Source organism: Microbacterium maritypicum (assembly GCF_008868125.1).
GTDB lineage: Bacteria > Actinomycetota > Actinomycetes > Actinomycetales > Microbacteriaceae > Microbacterium > Microbacterium maritypicum.
The window spans coordinates 219,907-236,488 of sequence record NZ_WAAQ01000003.1 but is presented as its reverse complement, the minus strand read 5'-3'; the positions used below and the strand labels follow the sequence as shown (position 1 = coordinate 236,488).

Annotated in this window: 20 protein-coding genes and 2 tRNA genes; 14 read left to right on the top strand and 8 right to left on the bottom strand. The window is 67.5% G+C overall.

Annotated elements, in window-relative coordinates; genetic code table 11:
- Positions 1 to 22 precede the first annotated feature (22 nt).
- A complete protein-coding gene (gyrA, locus tag F6W70_RS16830; protein WP_055875450.1) occupies positions 23 to 2,578 on the top strand; it encodes a DNA gyrase subunit A in 2,556 nt (851 codons plus the stop codon).
- The gene (locus tag F6W70_RS16825) at positions 2,575 to 2,979 is read left to right on the top strand and encodes a DUF3566 domain-containing protein (RefSeq protein WP_017829919.1); all 405 of its coding nucleotides are present in this window, start codon (positions 2,575 to 2,577) and stop codon (positions 2,977 to 2,979) included. The genes gyrA and F6W70_RS16825 overlap by 4 nt, the downstream gene beginning before the upstream one ends.
- A 72-nt stretch (positions 2,980 to 3,051) precedes the next feature.
- Here F6W70_RS16825 and F6W70_RS16820 read toward each other — a convergent pair whose 3' ends face one another.
- Positions 3,052 to 3,762, bottom strand: coding sequence for a VIT1/CCC1 transporter family protein (locus tag F6W70_RS16820; RefSeq protein WP_055871553.1), 711 nt, complete (start codon positions 3,760 to 3,762; stop codon positions 3,052 to 3,054).
- Between the two features lie 125 nt (positions 3,763 to 3,887).
- Here F6W70_RS16820 and F6W70_RS16815 point away from each other — a divergent pair, with 125 nt between their 5' ends.
- The 5 genes from F6W70_RS16815 to F6W70_RS16795 all read left to right on the top strand — a co-directional run bounded on the left by F6W70_RS16815 (position 3,888) and on the right by F6W70_RS16795 (position 7,011).
- Complete coding sequence (locus F6W70_RS16815) at positions 3,888 to 5,156, top strand: sensor histidine kinase (protein ID WP_017829927.1); 1,269 nt, start codon at positions 3,888 to 3,890, stop codon at positions 5,154 to 5,156.
- On the top strand, positions 5,144 to 5,833 hold the full coding sequence (locus F6W70_RS16810) for a LuxR C-terminal-related transcriptional regulator (protein ID WP_055875456.1): 690 nt from the start codon (positions 5,144 to 5,146) through the stop codon (positions 5,831 to 5,833). Before F6W70_RS16815 ends, F6W70_RS16810 begins: the two co-directional genes overlap by 13 nt.
- Positions 5,830 to 6,753, top strand: a complete 924-nt coding sequence (locus tag F6W70_RS16805; RefSeq protein WP_151487392.1) for a hypothetical protein — start codon at positions 5,830 to 5,832, stop codon at positions 6,751 to 6,753. Before F6W70_RS16810 ends, F6W70_RS16805 begins: the two co-directional genes overlap by 4 nt.
- An 85-nt stretch (positions 6,754 to 6,838) precedes the next feature.
- Positions 6,839 to 6,912: transfer RNA gene (locus tag F6W70_RS16800), tRNA-Ile, on the top strand.
- Between the two features lie 26 nt (positions 6,913 to 6,938).
- A tRNA-Ala gene (locus F6W70_RS16795) sits at positions 6,939 to 7,011 on the top strand.
- A gap of 54 nt (positions 7,012 to 7,065) precedes the next feature.
- Here the strand turns inward: F6W70_RS16795 and F6W70_RS16790 are convergent.
- From F6W70_RS16790 to F6W70_RS16775, 4 genes are all read right to left on the bottom strand, one after another.
- Positions 7,066 to 7,512, bottom strand: a complete 447-nt coding sequence (locus tag F6W70_RS16790) for a GNAT family N-acetyltransferase (protein ID WP_055871564.1) — start codon at positions 7,510 to 7,512, stop codon at positions 7,066 to 7,068.
- A gap of 31 nt (positions 7,513 to 7,543) precedes the next feature.
- On the bottom strand, positions 7,544 to 7,918 hold the full coding sequence (locus F6W70_RS16785) for an HNH endonuclease (RefSeq protein ID WP_151487391.1): 375 nt from the start codon (positions 7,916 to 7,918) through the stop codon (positions 7,544 to 7,546).
- Positions 7,919 to 7,995: 77 nt separating this feature from the next.
- Positions 7,996 to 9,120: a M24 family metallopeptidase gene (locus tag F6W70_RS16780; protein ID WP_151487390.1), complete on the bottom strand. Its 1,125-nt coding sequence runs from the start codon at positions 9,118 to 9,120 to the stop codon at positions 7,996 to 7,998.
- Between the two features lie 20 nt (positions 9,121 to 9,140).
- The gene (locus tag F6W70_RS16775) at positions 9,141 to 9,587 is read right to left on the bottom strand and encodes a DUF1801 domain-containing protein (RefSeq protein ID WP_055871574.1); all 447 of its coding nucleotides are present in this window, start codon (positions 9,585 to 9,587) and stop codon (positions 9,141 to 9,143) included.
- Positions 9,588 to 9,708: 121 nt separating this feature from the next.
- On the opposite strand from F6W70_RS16775, the gene F6W70_RS16770 reads away from it, so the two are divergent.
- Together F6W70_RS16770 and F6W70_RS16765 are read left to right on the top strand one after the other, a co-directional pair.
- Positions 9,709 to 11,304 carry an amidohydrolase gene (locus tag F6W70_RS16770; protein WP_151487389.1) on the top strand — a complete coding sequence of 532 codons (1,596 nt, stop codon included), beginning with the start codon at positions 9,709 to 9,711 and terminating at the stop codon, positions 11,302 to 11,304.
- Between the two features lie 44 nt (positions 11,305 to 11,348).
- Positions 11,349 to 11,771, top strand: coding sequence for an NUDIX hydrolase (locus F6W70_RS16765; RefSeq protein ID WP_055871579.1), 423 nt, complete (start codon positions 11,349 to 11,351; stop codon positions 11,769 to 11,771).
- A gap of 51 nt (positions 11,772 to 11,822) precedes the next feature.
- Here the strand turns inward: F6W70_RS16765 and F6W70_RS16760 are convergent, their stop codons facing one another.
- Positions 11,823 to 12,278 carry an aminoacyl-tRNA deacylase gene (locus tag F6W70_RS16760; RefSeq protein ID WP_318278936.1) on the bottom strand — a complete coding sequence of 152 codons (456 nt, stop codon included), beginning with the start codon at positions 12,276 to 12,278 and terminating at the stop codon, positions 11,823 to 11,825.
- A 56-nt stretch (positions 12,279 to 12,334) separates the two neighbouring features.
- Entirely contained in the window at positions 12,335 to 12,835 is a 501-nt protein-coding gene (locus F6W70_RS16755; protein WP_055871970.1) for a hypothetical protein, read from the bottom strand.
- Between the two features lie 147 nt (positions 12,836 to 12,982).
- Here F6W70_RS16755 and F6W70_RS16750 point away from each other — a divergent pair, with 147 nt between their 5' ends.
- Together F6W70_RS16750 and F6W70_RS16745 are read left to right on the top strand one after the other, a co-directional pair.
- Positions 12,983 to 13,540 carry a peptidylprolyl isomerase gene (locus tag F6W70_RS16750; RefSeq protein WP_021201367.1) on the top strand — a complete coding sequence of 186 codons (558 nt, stop codon included), beginning with the start codon at positions 12,983 to 12,985 and terminating at the stop codon, positions 13,538 to 13,540.
- Positions 13,541 to 13,561: 21 nt separating this feature from the next.
- A complete protein-coding gene (locus tag F6W70_RS16745; RefSeq protein WP_151487388.1) occupies positions 13,562 to 14,452 on the top strand; it encodes a rhomboid family intramembrane serine protease in 891 nt (296 codons plus the stop codon).
- 152 nt (positions 14,453 to 14,604) lie between these two features.
- Here F6W70_RS16745 and F6W70_RS16740 read toward each other — a convergent pair whose 3' ends face one another.
- Complete coding sequence (locus F6W70_RS16740; RefSeq protein WP_017829940.1) at positions 14,605 to 14,844, bottom strand: cell division protein CrgA; 240 nt, start codon at positions 14,842 to 14,844, stop codon at positions 14,605 to 14,607.
- A 103-nt stretch (positions 14,845 to 14,947) separates the two neighbouring features.
- Here F6W70_RS16740 and F6W70_RS16735 point away from each other — a divergent pair, with 103 nt between their 5' ends.
- Genes F6W70_RS16735 through F6W70_RS16730 form a run of 3 tightly spaced genes read left to right on the top strand, consistent with a single transcriptional unit; the run spans position 14,948 to position 16,555 of the window.
- Positions 14,948 to 15,742: a class E sortase gene (locus F6W70_RS16735; protein WP_055871585.1), complete on the top strand. Its 795-nt coding sequence runs from the start codon at positions 14,948 to 14,950 to the stop codon at positions 15,740 to 15,742.
- 28 nt (positions 15,743 to 15,770) lie between these two features.
- Complete coding sequence (locus F6W70_RS17895) at positions 15,771 to 15,926, top strand: hypothetical protein (protein WP_017829942.1); 156 nt, start codon at positions 15,771 to 15,773, stop codon at positions 15,924 to 15,926.
- On the top strand, positions 15,923 to 16,555 hold the full coding sequence (locus F6W70_RS16730; protein WP_151487387.1) for an anthranilate synthase component II: 633 nt from the start codon (positions 15,923 to 15,925) through the stop codon (positions 16,553 to 16,555). The genes F6W70_RS17895 and F6W70_RS16730 overlap by 4 nt, the downstream gene beginning before the upstream one ends.
- Positions 16,556 to 16,582: the final 27 nt, after the last annotated feature.

Sequence of the window (16,582 nt, the reverse complement as noted above, 5' to 3'; positions counted from 1 at the left end):
TGTGTGACAGAGAGATTGATTCATGACTGACGAAGAACGCACCGAACCGGAACACGATCACGGCAAGATCGATCAGGTCGACCTGCAGTCGGAGATGCAGCGCAGCTACCTCGACTACGCGATGGCCGTCATCGTGGGGCGCGCGCTCCCCGATGTGCGCGATGGGCTCAAGCCCGTGCACCGCCGTGTGATCTACGGCATGTACGACGGCGGGTTCCGCCCCGACAAGTCGTTCTCGAAGTGCGCCCGTGTGGTGGGCGAGGTCATGGGCCAGTACCACCCGCACGGCGACTCGGCGATCTACGACGCCCTCGTGCGACTGGTGCAGCCGTGGTCGCTGCGGTATCCGCTCGCCCTCGGCCAGGGCAACTTCGGCTCGCCCGGCAACATGGGTGCCGCGGCGCCGCGGTACACCGAGACCAAGATGGCCCCGCTCGCGCTCGAGATGGTGCGCGACATCGAAGAAGACACCGTCGACTTCACCGACAACTACGACGGCCAGACGCAGGAGCCGACGGTCCTGCCGGCCCGGTTCCCGAACCTGCTCGTCAACGGCTCGGTCGGCATCGCGGTCGGCATGGCCACCAACATCCCGCCGCACAACCTGCGCGAGGTGGCCGACGCCGCCCTCTGGGCCCTCGACAACCCCGGCATCTCCCGTGAGGAGCTGCTCGAAGGTCTGATCCAGCGTGTTCCCGGACCGGACTTCCCGACCGGCGCGCAGATTCTCGGAAACAAGGGCATCCACGAGGCGTACCGCACCGGTCGCGGCTCGATCACGATGCGCGCGGTCGTCAACGTGGAGGAGATCCAGGGTCGTACCTGCCTCGTCATCACCGAGCTGCCCTACCAGGTGAACCCCGACAACGTGGCCGTGAAGATCGGCGACCTCGCCCGCGACGGCAAGATCACCGGTATCGCCGACATCCGCGACGAGTCCTCCGACCGCACCGGACAGCGTCTGGTCGTCGTGCTCAAGCGCGACGCCGTCGCGAAGGTCGTGCTGAACAACCTGTACAAGCACACCCAGCTGCAGGAGAACTTCGGCGCGAACATGCTCGCGATCGTCGACGGTGTGCCGCGCACCCTCGCGATCGACGGCTTCATCACGCACTGGATCTCGCACCAGATCGATGTGATCGTCCGTCGCACGGAGTTCCGTCTGCGCGAGGCCGAGAAGCGCATGCATATCCTGCGCGGATACCTCAAGGCGCTCGACGCGCTCGACGAGGTCATCGCGCTGATCCGTCGTTCGCAGACCACCGCGGATGCGAACGAGGGACTCCAGAAGCTCCTCGACATCGACGACATCCAGGCCGACGCGATCCTGCAGATGCAGCTGCGCCGCCTCGCCGCTCTCGAGCGTCAGCGGATCATCGACCAGGCCAACGAGCTCGAGGCCCAGATCACCGACTACAAGTCGATCCTGGCCGATGAGGGTCGTCAGCGCACGATCATCCGCGAAGAGCTCACCGGTATCGTCGACCGCTTCGGAGACGAGCGTCGCACGCACATCCTGCACGGCTTCGACGGTGATGTCTCGATGGAAGACCTCATCGCCGAGGAGGAGATGGTCGTCACCGTCACCCGCGAGGGCTACATCAAGCGCACGCGCAGCGACAACTACCGTTCGCAGCACCGCGGCGGCAAGGGCGTCAAGGGTGCGCAGCTGCGCGCGAACGACATCGTCGAGCACTTCTTCGTGACGACCACGCACCACTGGCTGCTGTTCTTCACCGATAAGGGTCGCGTCTACCGTGCGAAGACCTACGAGGTGCCCGAGGCCGGGCGCGATGCGAAGGGCATGCACGTCGCGAACCTGCTCGCCCTGCAGCCGGACGAGAACATCGCGCAGGTGCTCGACATCCGCGACTACCAGGTGGCGGACTACCTGGTGCTGGCGACGCGCGAGGGTCTGGTCAAGAAGACGCGACTCGAGGCGTACGACACCAACCGTCAGGGCGGCGTCATCGCGATCCGCCTGAACGAGGAGGACGAACTCGTCAGCGCGCTCCTGGTGAACGCCGAGGACGACATCCTCCTCATCAGCCGTCGCGGCATGTCGGTGCGCTTCGAGGCGACCGACGAGGCACTGCGTCCGATGGGTCGTGCCACGGCCGGTGTCCGGGGCATGAAGTTCAAGATCGACGAGGACTGCCTGCTCTCGGCTTCCGTCGCAGCGCCCGGCAAATTCGTCTTCGTCGTCACCGACGGTGGGTACGCCAAGCGCACCGCGGTGGAGGAATACCGCGTGCAGGGGCGCGGCGGAACAGGCATCAAGGTCGCCAAGCTCAACGACGATCGGGGCACTCTCGCGGGTGGTCTGATCGTCTCCGAGGACGACGAGGTCTTGGTGGTTCTCTCCAGCGGCAAGGTGGTACGCTCTGCCGTGGCCGAGGTCCCCGCCAAGGGTAGAGACACCATGGGAGTGGTGTTCGCCCGTACGACGGAGGCCGACCGCATCCTCGCCATCGCCCGTAACGGCGAGCGTGGCCTCGCCGAAGACGAGGCGGAAGCGGAGGATGCCGAGACCCAGGCCCCCGAGACGACACAGACCCCCGAGGATACAGACGCATGAGCACAGTGGCCGACAAGCTGGCGAAGAAGTCGACCCGCAAGACCAGTGGCAAGCAGGTACGCCTCCGACTGGTCTACGTGGACTTCTGGTCGGCCGTGAAGCTCTCGTTCCTCGGAGCGGTCGCCCTCGCGGTCGTCACGATGGTGTCGTTCTTCCTCATCTTCCTGGTGTTCCAGGCGACGGGGATCATGACGACGGCGGAGAGCTTCCTGCTCGGCATCACCGACAACACCTTCGTTCTCTCCGAGGTCGTCGGTCTTCCCCAGGTGATGGCCTTCGCGGCTGTGGTCGCCATCCTGAACCTGATCGTCTTCACGGTGCTCGGCGCCGTGGTTGCCGGAATCTACAACCTCGCGGTGAAGGTGACGGGCGGACTGCTCGTCGGCTTCATGTCGAACTGATCCTCGGAACGGATCAGACGAAGGGCGGATGCTGCGGCATCCGCCCTTCGTCGTTCCTCGTCGCGGTGGTCGCTAGACGACGCCCGTGGTGCCGAGAAGGGTGCCGATGAGCCAGGTCGCGGCCAGGGCGAGCCCGCCGCCGATGACCAGTCGGATCGATGCGCGCACCGGCGCCGAACCTCCGATCTTCGCGGACAGCGTGCCCGTCACGGCCAGAGCCAGGAGGACGGCCACGAACGTGACCGGGACCCGCCACTCCGGGGGCGGAAGCAGGATGGCCAGCAAGGGCAGCAGCGCGCCGAGAGTGAAGGCGATCGCCGACGACATCGCCGCGTGCCACGGATTCACCAGGTCGTCCTGGTCGATGCCGAGCTCGACCTCCAGGTGCGCAGCCAGGGCGTCGTGCGCCGTGAGCTCCTCCGCGACCTGACGCGCCGTCTCGTCGGAGAGTCCACGGTCGCGGTAGAGCTGAGTGAGCTCGTCGAGCTCCGCTGCGGGCATCGTGCGCAGCTCTTCGCTCTCCTTCGCGATGAGGGCACGCTCACTGTCGCGCTGGCTGCTCACCGAGACGTACTCCCCGAGCGCCATCGAGATGGCTCCACCCACGAGGCCCGCGATTCCCGCGGTGAGGAGTGCGGCGTTGTCGGTCGTCGCGCCGGCGACTCCGACCACGAGCGAGGCGACCGAGACGATGCCGTCGTTCGCGCCCAGCACCCCCGCGCGCAACCAGTTCAGTCGCTGACCGAGCCCGGCGCCGTGCGGCTCCCCTTCGTGTGTCGTCATGCCCCCAGTGAAGCAGATCGGAGCGGGCGATGCGGGAACCACTCGAGACGCCTTACGGAAAACCCGAATCGGAGTGTCCGGTTGACTCGGTGTCGTGCTCACCCGGCCCGCCGTACCTTGGAATCATGACCACTCAGACTGCGACCCCGGCTCCCGCAACGGCGGTGAAGCCGCCGTTGCGCATCTTCCTCACGATCCTGCACCTGGCAGGCGTCGGCATCCTCGGCGGTGCCATCTTCAGCATGCTCGGCGGGCTCCTCGGCACCGGCCTCGGCCTCCTCTTCGCCGCGGGCATCGGGCTCGTCCTGCTGGTGGGACTGGTCTACGCGTTGTACGGACTCGGCTGGTTCGAGGTCGCGCGCGTCGGCACGCTGTACCGCACGCCGATCGCTCCGCTGCGCCTGCAGCCGCGCGACCGCCCCGGGTTCGTCGGCTGGTTGCGTGCGCTCGGACGTCAGGCGATCGATGGGCGCATGTGGCGTGCGATCGCCAACTTCGCCATCTCCGCACTGCTCGGCTGGGTCGTCCTCCGTCTGTTCTGGGGCCTGGTGTGGTCGATCATCATCTCGTTCGCTCCCCTCACCGCGGCAGACTCCGTCATGGGGCCGTTCGGCGGCGGAGGCATCCCCGTCGCCTGGGCTCCCCTGGTCGGCATCCTCGGCATCGCGGCGTGCGTCGTCGGCATGATCGGGCTGGCCCTGCTGCATCGCACCCTGTCGCTCGCGATCGTGATCCGCAGCAAGGAGACCGAGCTCACCGAACGCGTGCGTACCTCCACGGCGCAGCGGGAAGGCGCCGTGCGGGCCGCCGACGTGGAGCGCACCCGCATCGAGCGCGACCTGCATGACGGCGTTCAGCCCCGACTGGTCTCGGTCGGCATGACCCTCGGACTCGCGCAGCAGAAGATCGACAGCGATCCCGACGCCGCGAAGGAACTGATCAACGAGGCCCACACCTCCACCAAGGCAGCCATCACCGAGCTGCGTCAGCTGGCCCGCGGCATCCACGCTTCGGTGCTCGACGACCGCGGTCTCGACGCTGCTCTGTCGGCACTCGCCGGACGCTCGCACATCCCCGTGCACCTCGATGTGCGCATGGAGGGTCGCTGCAGTCGCGAGGCCGAGGCCGCCGTGTACTTCTCCATCGCCGAATCCCTGACCAATGCGGCGAAGCACTCGCGGGCCAGTGAAGCGCGGGTGATCGTGCGGCTCCGCGAGGGCAACACCCTCTGGGCACGCGTGGAGGACAACGGCATCGGTGGCGCGCAGGTGCAGCCGGGAGGCGGACTCGACGGGATCGCCAACCGCATCCTCGCCGCGGGGGGAACCTTCCGTCTCGACAGTCCGCAGGGCGGACCGACCAGCCTGGAGGTGAACGTCCCATGCGCATCCTGATCTGTGAGGACTCGGTCCTGCTTCGAGAAGGTCTGGTCCGTCTTCTCGAAGACGCCGGCCACGACGTGGTCTCGGCCCTCCCCGACATCGAAGGTCTCGACCAGGCCGTCGCCACCACGACGCCCGACCTGTGCATCCTGGACGTACGCCTTCCGCCGACATTCACCGACGAGGGCATCCGTGCCGCGCTCGGTCTGCGCTCGACGCATCCGACGCTCGCGATCCTCGTGCTCTCGCAGTACGTCGAGGAGCGGTACGCCTCGGATCTGATCGCAGCGCAGGGGGGTCCGCTGGGCTACCTGCTCAAGGACCGCGTCGCCGATGTCTCCGAGTTCCTCGCCTCCGTGCAGCGGATCTCCGAGGGGGCCACCGTGCTCGACCCCGAGGTCGTCGCGCAGCTGCTGACCCGTCGCAACCGGGACGACCGGATGCTGCGGCTCACCGAGCGCGAACGCACCGTGCTCGCTCTGATCGCGGAGGGGAAGTCGAACCAGGCGATCGCCGGGATCCTGTTCCTCTCGGAGGCCAGTGTCGAAAAGCACATCACCTCCATCTTCCAGAAGCTGGGCTTCGAGCAGGACGAGTCGGGAAACCGCCGCGTGCTCGCCGCCCTCGCCCACATCGAGAACACTGGTGGCCCGACGCCGCCGACCGGCCAGACAGGAGTGGCACGATGACCACCGACAACAACGGCGCCCAGGGCGAGCACACCCCGCTCACCCCTCCGCCCGCATCCCCTCCCCAGGCGCCGGCATCGCCGTCCGCTCCGACGCCTCCTCCTTCGGGGGGTGGACGATCGTCGGGGGCCACCGCGGTCATGGTCGTGACCGCGGTCGTCGGCGGGCTCGCCCTGCTCGGGGCCGGGGGAACGGCAGCAGCCGCGGCGGCCGGGACCATCGTCTCCTCGAGCCGTCCTGATTCCGTGCAGAGCGTGGAGGTCGACGGACTCGAGAGCGTCGACGTCTCTGCCGACGCCAGCAGCATGCGGGTCGAGTTCGGCGATGTCGACGAGGCGACGCTCGCCATCACGAATGGCCGCGGTACGCCGTGGACGTTCGAACGCGACGGCGATGAGCTGGTGGTGCGGAGCCCCCAGGGGGTGTTCGGCTGGTGGATCGGCGGCTGGTTCGGCGACGAGGAGATCGCGGTGCTCACCCTCCCCGAGAGCCTGCGTGACGCGCGACTCGATGCCGACCTGAACCTCGATGCCGGCAGCCTCGACGTGGTCGGCGACTTCGGAGTGCTCGATGTGAGCGTGAGCGCCGGTGCGCTCGATGTCGAGGGAGCCGCGAAGGAACTCGACGTGCAGATGAGTGCGGGTCGCGCCGACATCCTCCTGGACGGCGTCACCATGGCCGATCTGGGTGTCTCCGCGGGTGATCTCACGGTGGAGCTGACGGGGACCCCTCCGACGCAGACGGCAGTCGACGTGAGCGCCGGGACTCTGGATCTGACGGTTCCCGACGTCGAGTACGCGATCACTCAGGACATCAGTGCCGGCACGTTGAACGCCGAGATCGAGGAGGCATCGAGCTCGCGCAGGAGCATCGACGTCTCGCTCTCGGCGGGTACCGCGACCATCAGACCGGGCCGCTGAACACGGTCGAGGGGGAAGACACTCCCGGGTGCTCCCCCTCGATTCGGATTTTCCGTGTTTCTCCGGTAAAGTCTTGGAGGTTGACGGGGCTATAGCTCAGGCGGTTAGAGCGCTTCACTGATAATGAAGAGGTCCCAGGTTCAAGTCCTGGTAGCCCCACTCCTTAACTCAAGAAAATCCCTCACGGGGCCTTAGCTCAGTTGGTAGAGCGCCTGCTTTGCAAGCAGGATGTCAGGAGTTCGAATCTCCTAGGCTCCACAGGATCGAGAAGCCCCCGGCACCTGCCGGGGGCTTCTTCTTTTTGCTCAGCTCTCAGTCGAGATCGATCTCGTAGTGGATCATCCCCGACCGGGAGGCGACGCGATCGTAGAGGCCGCGGGCGGTGGTGTTCGACTCCGCCGTGAGCCAGTAGAGCTTCGCCGAGCCGTGCTGCTCGGCCCAGGCGCGTACGTGGGCGATCAGTGCCCGGCCGACTCCGCCGCCACGAACCCCGGGAGCGACGAAGAGGTCCTCGAGGTAGCAGTAGTCCGTCATCGTCCACGTTCCCTGGTGTGTCAGCCAGTGCACGATACCGACCGCGGCGCCGCGGTCGTCGCGCGCGATCGCTCCGCGGATGCCGGACCCGGGGTCGACGAGCCTTCGGAAGGTCGCCGCGGTGGTCGCGTCATCCAAGTCGGTCTCGTAGAAGGCCAGGTATCCCCTCCACAGGGCGTCCCATTCGGCGCGGTCGTCGGCAGTGATCGGCGCGATCGTCGTCATGATTCGAGAGTAGCGAGTGTGGGCGGAGACGTCATTCGACAGGACGCAGTGCCTGCAGGATCGTGGCGTGCCGCACGAGGAAGGTGCGCTCATCGAGCTTCTTGCGACGCAGCCAGCCGGTGACCTCGTCGTTGTGCTTGCTCGCATTGCAGGAGGCGCACGCCGGGACCACGTTCTGGAGCGTGTAGCGGCCGCCGCGCGACACGGGCTGGATGCAGTCGCGCTGCAGAGCGGCGCCTTCGCCGCCGCAGTAGGCGCATCCGCCCCAGGCCTCCATGAGGTCGTACCACTGCTCGTCGGTGAGGTCGTTGTCGACGCGCGCGAGCCGATTCTGTCGGCGCTTGGCATAGCGTGCACGGGTCGCCGGCGACACATTGGCGGAAGAGACCTTGCGGCGGCGGCGCATGGCCCGATGTTATCGCGGTAGGGAGCGGCGGTCAGCGCGTTCCGCCTCCCCCACCGCCCCGGAGGACATGCGGGGCGTCAGCCGAGGCCGACCGAGGTGAGCTCGTGCGGCGCGAGGTTCAACCGCTCTCCCCCGTCGGCTGTGACCACGACGATGTCCTCGATGCGGGCACCCCACTCGCCGGCGAAGTAGATGCCGGGCTCGATGCTGAACGCCATGCCCTCGCGCAGCACCAGATCGTTGCCCGGGGCGATGTAGGGCTCCTCATGCACCGAGACGCCGATGCCGTGCCCCGTGCGGTGCAGGAAGGCCTCACCCAGTCCCGCCTCGGCGAGCACGCTACGCGCCGCGGCATCGACCTCGGCTGCGGTGATTCCTGGACGCACGGCATCCACGGCCGCCTGCTGCGCTCGCACGAGAACCGCGATGCGCTCAGCCGCTGCGGGGTCGGGGGCGCCGACGGCGTAGGTCCTGGTGCTGTCGGAGTTGTAGCCGCTCGGCACCGCACCGCCGATGTCGACGACGACCACATCGCCGTTCTCGATCACCCGGTCCGAGACCTCATGATGCGGGTCGGCGCCGTTCGGGCCCGACCCGACGATCACGAACTCGACCGTGCGGTGGCCCTCGGCGACGATGGCCTCGGCGATGTCGGCGGCCACCTCGCGCTCGGTGCGTCCTGCCCGCAGCCACTCGTGCACGCGGCGGTGCACCGCGTCGATGGCGTCGGCTGCTCGACGCAGTTCTGTGATCTCTTCGGCGTCCTTGATCATCCGCCCCTCCCGCAGCACCGGAGTCGCGAGCTCGAGGCGCACGCCCAGTCGTTCGCCGATCGGGATGACGTGCAGGGCGGGAAGGGCGTCGGAGACACCCACGCGCGATGCGGTGCCCACGGTTGCGGTTACCAGTGCATACGGGTCTTCACCGTCGACCCAGTCGGCGATGGCGAGTCCGAGCTCGCCCACCGCGGTGGTGCGCACCTTCGCCAGCTCCATCCTCGGCACCACGACCGTCGGGGTGACGCCGGGTCCGAGCACCAGAGCGGTGAGTCGCTCGATCGTGTCGCCCTCGACGCCGACCAGATACTGCAGATCGGGGCCGGGTCCCACGATGATGGCGTCGAGCCCGGCCTCGGCGGCGAGGGAGGCGGCACGGGCGAGGCGGGCGGCGTAGACGGCGGCGGGGAAGGGCAGTGTGCTCACGCGCTCCACGCTACTGCGCGTCAGCTGATCGCGACACGGATGCGCTCGGCCAGGAAAGCGAGGTCTGCCTCCGTGAGATCGGTCACCGCATACGCGGTCGGCCAGACGGTGCCGTCGTCGAGGTTCGAGATCGGCTCGAAGCCGAAGGTGCCGTAGCGCACCTTGAACTTGCTCGCCGGCTGGAAGAAGCAGAGCACCTTCCCGTCACGACCCCACGCCGGCATCCCGTAGTACGTGCGAGGGACGAGCTCGGGGGCGACCTCGGAGACGAGAGCGTGCAGCTTGTTCGACAGAGCCTGGTCTTCGGGAGTGAGCTTCTCGATGGCCTCCTTGAGGTCGGCCTCCCCCGCTGCCCGCAGCTCTTCCGGTGACTTCTTCGCCCGGGAACGCCGTGTGCGGGCCTCCTTCGCGGCAGCCTGCATAGCCTCGCGTTCTTCGGCGCTGAAGTTCTTCTCGTTCTCGGCCATGATCGGTCCTCTCGATGTGCTGCCGGTGTGGTGCTCACACTACGGAGGAAGGACACGGATGCGCTTCTCGATTCCTGATCGCTCCCCCCGCCGCGCCGCACCCGAGTGCCAGACTGACGCCATGACGACAGTCTTCACCGGCCGCATCCGCCCGTTCGCGCCGAGCACCGATATCGAAGTCGAAGCCATGGCGGTCGAGGACGCCACGATCGTGGCCGTGGGTTCGGCGGAGGAGATTCGCCGCACCTACCCCGACGCCGAGATGGTCGCACTCGACGGATGGGTCATGCCCGGGCTGATCGAGCCGCACGGGCATCCCGGGTTCGCCGCGATCCTGCTCTCCGATCTGGTCGTCGACCTCCGGCCCGTGGTCGTGCCCCAGGCCGAGGATGTCCTCGCAGCTCTGCGCACGGCGGTCGCGGAGGCCGACGGGGAACCCGTCTTCGCGAACGGATGGGACTCGCTGCTGCAGCGCGGACTCCCCGACCCCGACATCCGCTTCCTCGACGACCTCGCCGGCCGTGTTCCTCTCGTCGTGATCCACAACTCCGGGCACTCGGTCTACTTCAACACCGCCGCCGCGCTCGCTGCAGGCATCGACCGCACCACACCCGATCCGGTCGGCGCCTCGTTCGGTCGTGATGCCGAGGGGGAGCTCACCGGCGTCGCGCTCGAGGCGGCTGCGGTCGAGATGGTCGTCGCCCCGATGCTCGCCACGGCGCAGGAGCATCTCCCCCGCATCCTTCCTGCGCACCTGCGCGATCTGGCCGCGCGCGGCATCACCACCGTGTCCGACCTGTCGTGGAATCGAGGACTCGATCCGCTCATCGACGCCCTGCGCGCGACGGGTGCGATGCCGGTGCGCCTGCGGTGGTACGAGATGTCCCGTCCGGGTGGGATTCCCTCCGCACGAGGCGGCGGCGATGCGTACTTCCGCCAGACGGGCGTGAAGACGTGGTCGGACGGCTCTCCGTGGGTCGGCAACATCGCCACGTCCTTCCCCTATCTCGACACCCCGGCGACCCGTGCGCTCGGACTCGAGCCCCACCACATCGGGCGGGCGAACTACACCTCGGACGAGCTCTCGGCCATCGCCGAGCCCTATGCCGCCGCGGGCTGGCAGCTGGCCTGTCACGCGCACGGGGACCGCGCGATCGATGCGACCCTCGACGTCTACGCGCAGATCATCGCGCGGCACGGACTCACCGATCATCGGTTCCGGCTGGAGCACTGCGGCGCCATGACCCCGGCGCAGTTCGAGCGCGCGGCGTCTCTGGGAGTCACGGTCAGCCTGTTCGTCGACCACATCACGTACTGGGGCGAGGTGCTCGTCGATGACCTCTTCGGTCCGGAACACGGGGGCGCATGGGCAGATGCCGGCGCCGCGTTCGCAGCCGGCCACCGCGTGACGTTCCACAACGACGGGTGGGTCACCCCCGACGAGCCCTTCCGCAACATGGCAGTCGCCGAGACCCGCACCACCCGCAACGGGTATCGCATGCCCGGCGGCACACCGGTCACCAGGGATCAGGCGCTCCTCGCGCACACGGTGAACGCAGCCTGGCAGCTCTTCAGCGAGCACGAGGTGGGTGCCCTCGCCCCCGGCCTCTTCGCGGACTTCATCGTGGTGGATCGCGACCCGGTCACGGTGTCCTCCGAAGACCTCGCCGCGACGCAGGTGAAGTCCACGTACGTGGCCGGGGTGCGAGTGGTCTGACGCGCTGTCATCGAGCGTCTTCGCCGACGGATAGTGTGTGATCCATGGACCTGCGTGTCGCGGCGTACGCGGTCGTCACCGATGACGACGGGCGGTTGCTGCTCGCGCGCTGGACCGAGGGCCGCCGCGTAGCGTGGACGATGCCGGGCGGCGGGCTGGAGGCCGGTGAATCGCCGGAGGACGCGGTGCGTCGCGAGCTTCGCGAGGAGACCGGCTACACGGTCAAGGTCGGCGAACTGCTCGGTATCCATTCCCGGGTGATCCCCGCCGGTCGTCGCGTGCAGAAGGCCGCGGATCCGTTGCATACCCTGCGCATCGTGTATCGCGCCGAGGTGACGGGCGGCAAGCTCCGGTTCGAGACCGGCGGTTCGACCGACATGGCCGAGTGGTTCCCCCTGAAGACGGTCGCGGAGCTGCAGCGCGTCAAACTGGTCGACATCGCGCTGAGGATGGCCGGCATCCTCTGACCGGCCCTCTGTCGACGTGCGGCGCTCGTGCCGCGAACGCGGCGATGAGGATCAGCGCTCTTCGGGCACCGAGATGTCGGCGACGATGGCGCCGTACGCGGCGATCAGGTCGTCCGCCTCGACGAACAGGCTGTACCCGTGGGCACCCGCGCCCAGGGCGATCCGCTCACCGACGATCGACTCGTCGGCGTAGATCGGCCAATCCGTGGTGCTGCCGATCGGGACGATGGTTCCCCGTTCGTAGCCGGTCGCCGCGAGCGCCAACTCGGGCTCGGGCAGGCGCAGCTTGTTCACACCGACCAGAGCACGCAGCTTGGGCCACGAGATCGATCGACCACCCGGCACGAGCGCGAACAGGAAGGTGTCATCCGACCGCTTCACGACGAGGGTCTTCACGATGCCCGACGCCGGGATGCCGAGCAGTTCTGCTGCCTCGAAGAGGCTGCCAGCGGCGGGTCGTTCGCGGATCTCGATCTCGAGTCCCCGGGCCGCGGCCGCCTCCTTCACCCGGGCATGCTGATCGCCTCCGTCACCAGGGGCGACGGAGGCGGGGTCAGACGGCTTCACGCGTCGGGTGCGGCGAGCGGGTCGTCCGCGACCCAGAGCTCATCGTCCGCGCGCAGCGTCTGCCATGCGGCGTAGAGCACACCGACCGCCGCGGCAGCACCGAGGATGATCGCGATGATGGAGCCCAGGCCCGGGCCCGACTTCTGCGGCGCGGTCGCCTTGCGCACCTTCACGGCGACGCCGTGGCGCTTGGCGTTGGCGACGTCCCACGCGGTGAGAGCAGTACCGACCACTCCGCCCACGATCGGCACGAACTTGTCGTCGACGACGTGCTTGCCGATCTTCACGCCGCGGTCGACGACCGGGGCGACACGGCGGTTGTACGTGTCCTGGATGACCGGCACGACCTGCTCACGATTGAGGTTGCCGAGCTGACGGCCGGCCTCACGGGCGACATCGGCGGCGTGACCGACGAGCACCTGCTGGTTCTCCCAGAGCTGGTTCGCGTCGTTCTGAAGACGACGCAGTTCCTTCTTCCGCTTGCGGCTGAGGCTCACGATGCTCTCCTGTCCATTGGAGTACGGGTTCCCCATCTTGCCACGAGAGGCTGGAAGCCGGGCGGGAATCGCCCGCCCCTTGCTTCTTCGACCGAACAGGGGTAGTCACCACGGCCAACTCACCGGAAGCTCTGCGAGAATGTTGACATGGCTCACGCTTCTCATGTCGCAACCCTGCACACCAACCACGGTGACATCGTCATCAACCTCTTCGGTGACCACGCCCCGAAGACGGTCAAGAACTTCGTCGGCCTGGCCGACGGCACCCAGGAGTGGACCGATCCCGCCACCGGCAAGCCCGGCGAGGGACCTCTCTACAAGGACGTCATCTTCCACCGCATCATCCCGAACTTCATGATCCAGGGCGGCGACCCGCTCGGACAGGGCGTCGGCGGACCCGGCTACAACTTCGACGACGAGATCAACATGGAGCTCAACTTCAACGAGCCCTACATCCTCGCGATGGCCAACGCGGGCCTGCGTCGCAACGCCATCACGGGCAAGCCCGAGGGCACCAACGGGTCGCAGTTCTTCATCACGACCGACCCGACCCCGTGGCTGCAGGGCAAGCACACGATCTTCGGCGAGGTCGCCGATGACGCCTCCAAGGCCGTCGTCGACGCGATCGGCGCTGTGCAGACCGGTGCGGGCGACCGCCCCGTCGAGCCGGTCGTGCTGCAGTCGATCGACATCGTCGCGGCCTGACGACAGCTGCGGCCGATCCGGATGACCACGCCTGAGTTCACGAGCAATCGCGACAACTTCTGCTACCGGCATCCGGATCGGCAGAGCTTCGTGCTCTGCCAGCGGTGCATGCGCACCATCTGCCCCGAGTGCCAGACACAGGCGCCCGTGGGCGTCATCTGCCCGGAGTGCATGAGCGCCGATCGCAAGAACCGCACTCCCGCGCAGAAGAAGGCGGCACGACGCTGGCGCGGCGGCGGCGCCACCATGGCGATGACCCGCGGCGGCAAGCCGGTCGTGACCTACGCGCTGCTCGCGGTCACCTCGTTCATCGGCCTGGTTCAGTTGATCCCGGGGTTCAAGGAACCGATCATTCAGGCTCTGGGATTCTTCGCCCCGTTCCTGTACCCGAATCTCTTCGCCGTGCCCTTCGAGCCCTGGCGTCTTCTCACCGTGCTGCTCGTGCACGGGAGCTTCATCCACCTGGCGCTCAACATGCTCGCCCTGTGGATGCTGGGTCAGAGCCTTGAGCCCATGCTCGGCCGCACCCGGTACCTCGCTCTGTATCTGATCAGCGGTCTCGGGGGATCGGTGATGGTCGCCATCCTCGCGCCGGGTTCGTGGACCGTGGGAGCCTCCGGGGCGATCTTCGGACTCCTGGCTTCTCTGCTGATCATCGGCCGCCACATCGGCGCGAACGTCACCGGGATCCTCGTCATCCTCGGCATCAACTTCGCCTTCGGCTTCTTTGCCGGAGGCATCTCATGGCAAGCCCACTTGGGCGGAGCCATCGTCGGGGCCCTCGTCGCCTTCATCTACGTCAAGACGAAGCGCCGAGAACAGCGCACCCTGCAGATCGTGCTGCTGTCCGGGGTGGTCGTCCTGTTGATCGTCGTCGTGGCGTTCGTGCCGCCGCTCATCCTTTTGTCCTGATCCCGAGTTGTTAACAGGGTTGTTAACCCCTGTGAATAACACCGGTGTAATTCTCCCCAGGCTGTGGATGGACCTGTGGATAACTTTCGCTCCAGGTATGAGAAAGGCCCTCTCGCGATGCGAGAGGGCCTTTCTGGAAGAAGGGGGGAGGGTCAGCGCCAGCGGGTGGTCATGAGGAAGCCGATCAGCGCGATGCCGAGGCCGATGGCCAGGTTCCAGTTCGACAGACCCGGGATCGGGTACTGCATGCCGGAGATGTAGAAGACCAGGATCCACACGAGGCCCAGCAGCATGAAGCCGATCATCACCGGCTTGAACCACACGGCGTTGGGAGCGGCCTCGCCTTCGGCGCGCTCGACGGCGGGTTCTTCAGTCTTGCGGTCACGTGCCATTCCGTCATTGTACCCATCAGAGCTGTCCTCCGCCGAGGCACATATGCCCGCACAGACGGGGAGGCCTCGGCGTCCGCCCAGCGTTCCCGGATATGATCACCGCATGACTGCATCCGTCGTGCCTGGGGGGCGACGTCCGCGGCGGCAGCGACCACGCTCTCGCGCGACGTTCGCGAGTGTACTCGGCGAGCTCCTCCTCACCGCCGGCGTGGTGGTCCTCCTCTTCGTGGCCTGGCAGATGTGGATCGGCGACATCATCATCAGCGCCCAGAAGAACGATGAGGGGGCCGCTGTCTCGCAAGCCCTCGCACAGGCCGAGGCACCAGAGCTCCCGCCGGTCGTCGAGGGTGAAGACGGTGTCACCACATACGTCCCGCCGGTGCCCGCAGCTCCGGCCGATGCCCAGTGGTTCGGACAGATGCACATCCCTCGATTCGGCGCGGACTACAACTTCGGGATCTTCGGGGGCACGAGCCGCGCACGCACCCTGGATCAGCAGGGCATCGGGGTCTACACGAACTCGAAGATGCCCGGCGAGGTCGGCAACTTCTCTCTCGCCGGACACCGCACCACCTGGGGCAAGCCGTTCAACCAGCTCGACAAGCTGCAGCTCGGCGACGCCATCGTCGTGGAGACGCCCGACGGCTGGTACACCTACCGCTTCCGCACCCTCGAATACGTGAAGCCCACGCAGACGGACGTGCTCGCGGATGTGCCGCAGATGCCGGAGCAGCAGACCGGAGAGCAGTACATCACCCTCACCGCCTGCTCCCCGCTCTACTCCCTCGCCGAGCGCATCGTCGCCTACGGGGTCTTCGAGAGCTTCCAGCCGCGCGCTGAGGGCCCGCCGACCGCTCTGACCGACCCGCCGCCCCCGCCGGCCGCACCATCGGTGTGATCGTGGACGTCGACAAGGGAGAAGACTGATGTACGCCGCAATCTGGCGCCTGCTGCCCGGTCCGTGGTGGCTGCGTGTGCTCATCCTCGTGGTCGTCATCGCCGCCGTGCTCTACGGACTGTTCTGGTACGTCTTCCCCTGGGTGAGCCCGATCATCGCTCCGGGCGAGGTCGACGTCGAATGACGCGAGTGCTCGTGGTCGACAACCACGACAGCTTCGTGCACACCCTGGTTGGATACCTGAGCGAGCTCGGCGCCGAGACCGTGATGATCGAGTCCGACGCCACCGACGCCGCACAGCTCGAGCACATGCTCCCCGCATACGACGCGGTGATGCTCTCACCCGGGCCGGGCACCCCGGCCGACGCCGGTGCCTCGCTCGACGCGGTGCGCATCGCCACGCGGCTGCGCATACCGACCCTCGGTGTGTGCCTCGGGCATCAGACGATCGGTGAGGCCTTCGGGGCACCGGTGATCGCCGCACCGGAGCTCATGCACGGCATGGTGTCGGCGGTCACGCACGACGGCTCCCCGCTGTTCGACGGCATCCCCTCTCCGTTCGACGCGGGTCGCTATCACTCGCTGGCACTCGCAGCGTCCGACCTGCCCCCCGATGTCATCGTGACCGCCTGGAGCGAGAACGGCACGGTGATGGCCCTGGCGCACCGTGACCTGCCGCTGTGGGGCGTGCAGTTCCATCCGGAGAGCGTGCTCACCGAGGGAGGCTACCGGCTCCTGGCGAACTGGCTGGAGCTGTGCGGTGACGTGAACGCCGTGGCGCGCGCAGAGGACCTGCACCCGCTGTCGAGGTGACGGCGGGGTCGGCTCCCCGACCTGCGA

Bases quoted from the DNA above. Each gene is read 5' to 3' on its own strand.
- F6W70_RS16810 (WP_055875456.1), top strand. From the start codon at position 5,144: ATGCGCATCCTGATCTGTGAGGACTCGGTCCTGCTTCGAGAAGGTCTG.
- F6W70_RS16815 (WP_017829927.1), top strand. From the start codon at position 3,888: ATGACCACTCAGACTGCGACCCCGGCTCCCGCAACGGCGGTGAAGCCG.
- F6W70_RS16775 (WP_055871574.1), bottom strand. From the start codon at position 9,587: ATGGCCGAGAACGAGAAGAACTTCAGCGCCGAAGAACGCGAGGCTATG.
- F6W70_RS16750 (WP_021201367.1), top strand. From the start codon at position 12,983: ATGGCTCACGCTTCTCATGTCGCAACCCTGCACACCAACCACGGTGAC.
- F6W70_RS16735 (WP_055871585.1), top strand. From the start codon at position 14,948: ATGACTGCATCCGTCGTGCCTGGGGGGCGACGTCCGCGGCGGCAGCGA.
- F6W70_RS16825 (WP_017829919.1), top strand. From the start codon at position 2,575: ATGAGCACAGTGGCCGACAAGCTGGCGAAGAAGTCGACCCGCAAGACC.
- F6W70_RS16765 (WP_055871579.1), top strand. From the start codon at position 11,349: ATGGACCTGCGTGTCGCGGCGTACGCGGTCGTCACCGATGACGACGGG.
- F6W70_RS16805 (WP_151487392.1), top strand. From the start codon at position 5,830: ATGACCACCGACAACAACGGCGCCCAGGGCGAGCACACCCCGCTCACC.
- F6W70_RS16790 (WP_055871564.1), bottom strand. From the start codon at position 7,512: ATGACGACGATCGCGCCGATCACTGCCGACGACCGCGCCGAATGGGAC.
- F6W70_RS16730 (WP_151487387.1), top strand. From the start codon at position 15,923: ATGACGCGAGTGCTCGTGGTCGACAACCACGACAGCTTCGTGCACACC.
- F6W70_RS17895 (WP_017829942.1), top strand. From the start codon at position 15,771: ATGTACGCCGCAATCTGGCGCCTGCTGCCCGGTCCGTGGTGGCTGCGT.
- F6W70_RS16740 (WP_017829940.1), bottom strand. From the start codon at position 14,844: ATGGCACGTGACCGCAAGACTGAAGAACCCGCCGTCGAGCGCGCCGAA.
- F6W70_RS16820 (WP_055871553.1), bottom strand. From the start codon at position 3,762: ATGACGACACACGAAGGGGAGCCGCACGGCGCCGGGCTCGGTCAGCGA.
- F6W70_RS16745 (WP_151487388.1), top strand. From the start codon at position 13,562: ATGACCACGCCTGAGTTCACGAGCAATCGCGACAACTTCTGCTACCGG.
- F6W70_RS16785 (WP_151487391.1), bottom strand. From the start codon at position 7,918: ATGCGCCGCCGCCGCAAGGTCTCTTCCGCCAATGTGTCGCCGGCGACC.
- gyrA (WP_055875450.1), top strand. From the start codon at position 23: ATGACTGACGAAGAACGCACCGAACCGGAACACGATCACGGCAAGATC.
- F6W70_RS16770 (WP_151487389.1), top strand. From the start codon at position 9,709: ATGACGACAGTCTTCACCGGCCGCATCCGCCCGTTCGCGCCGAGCACC.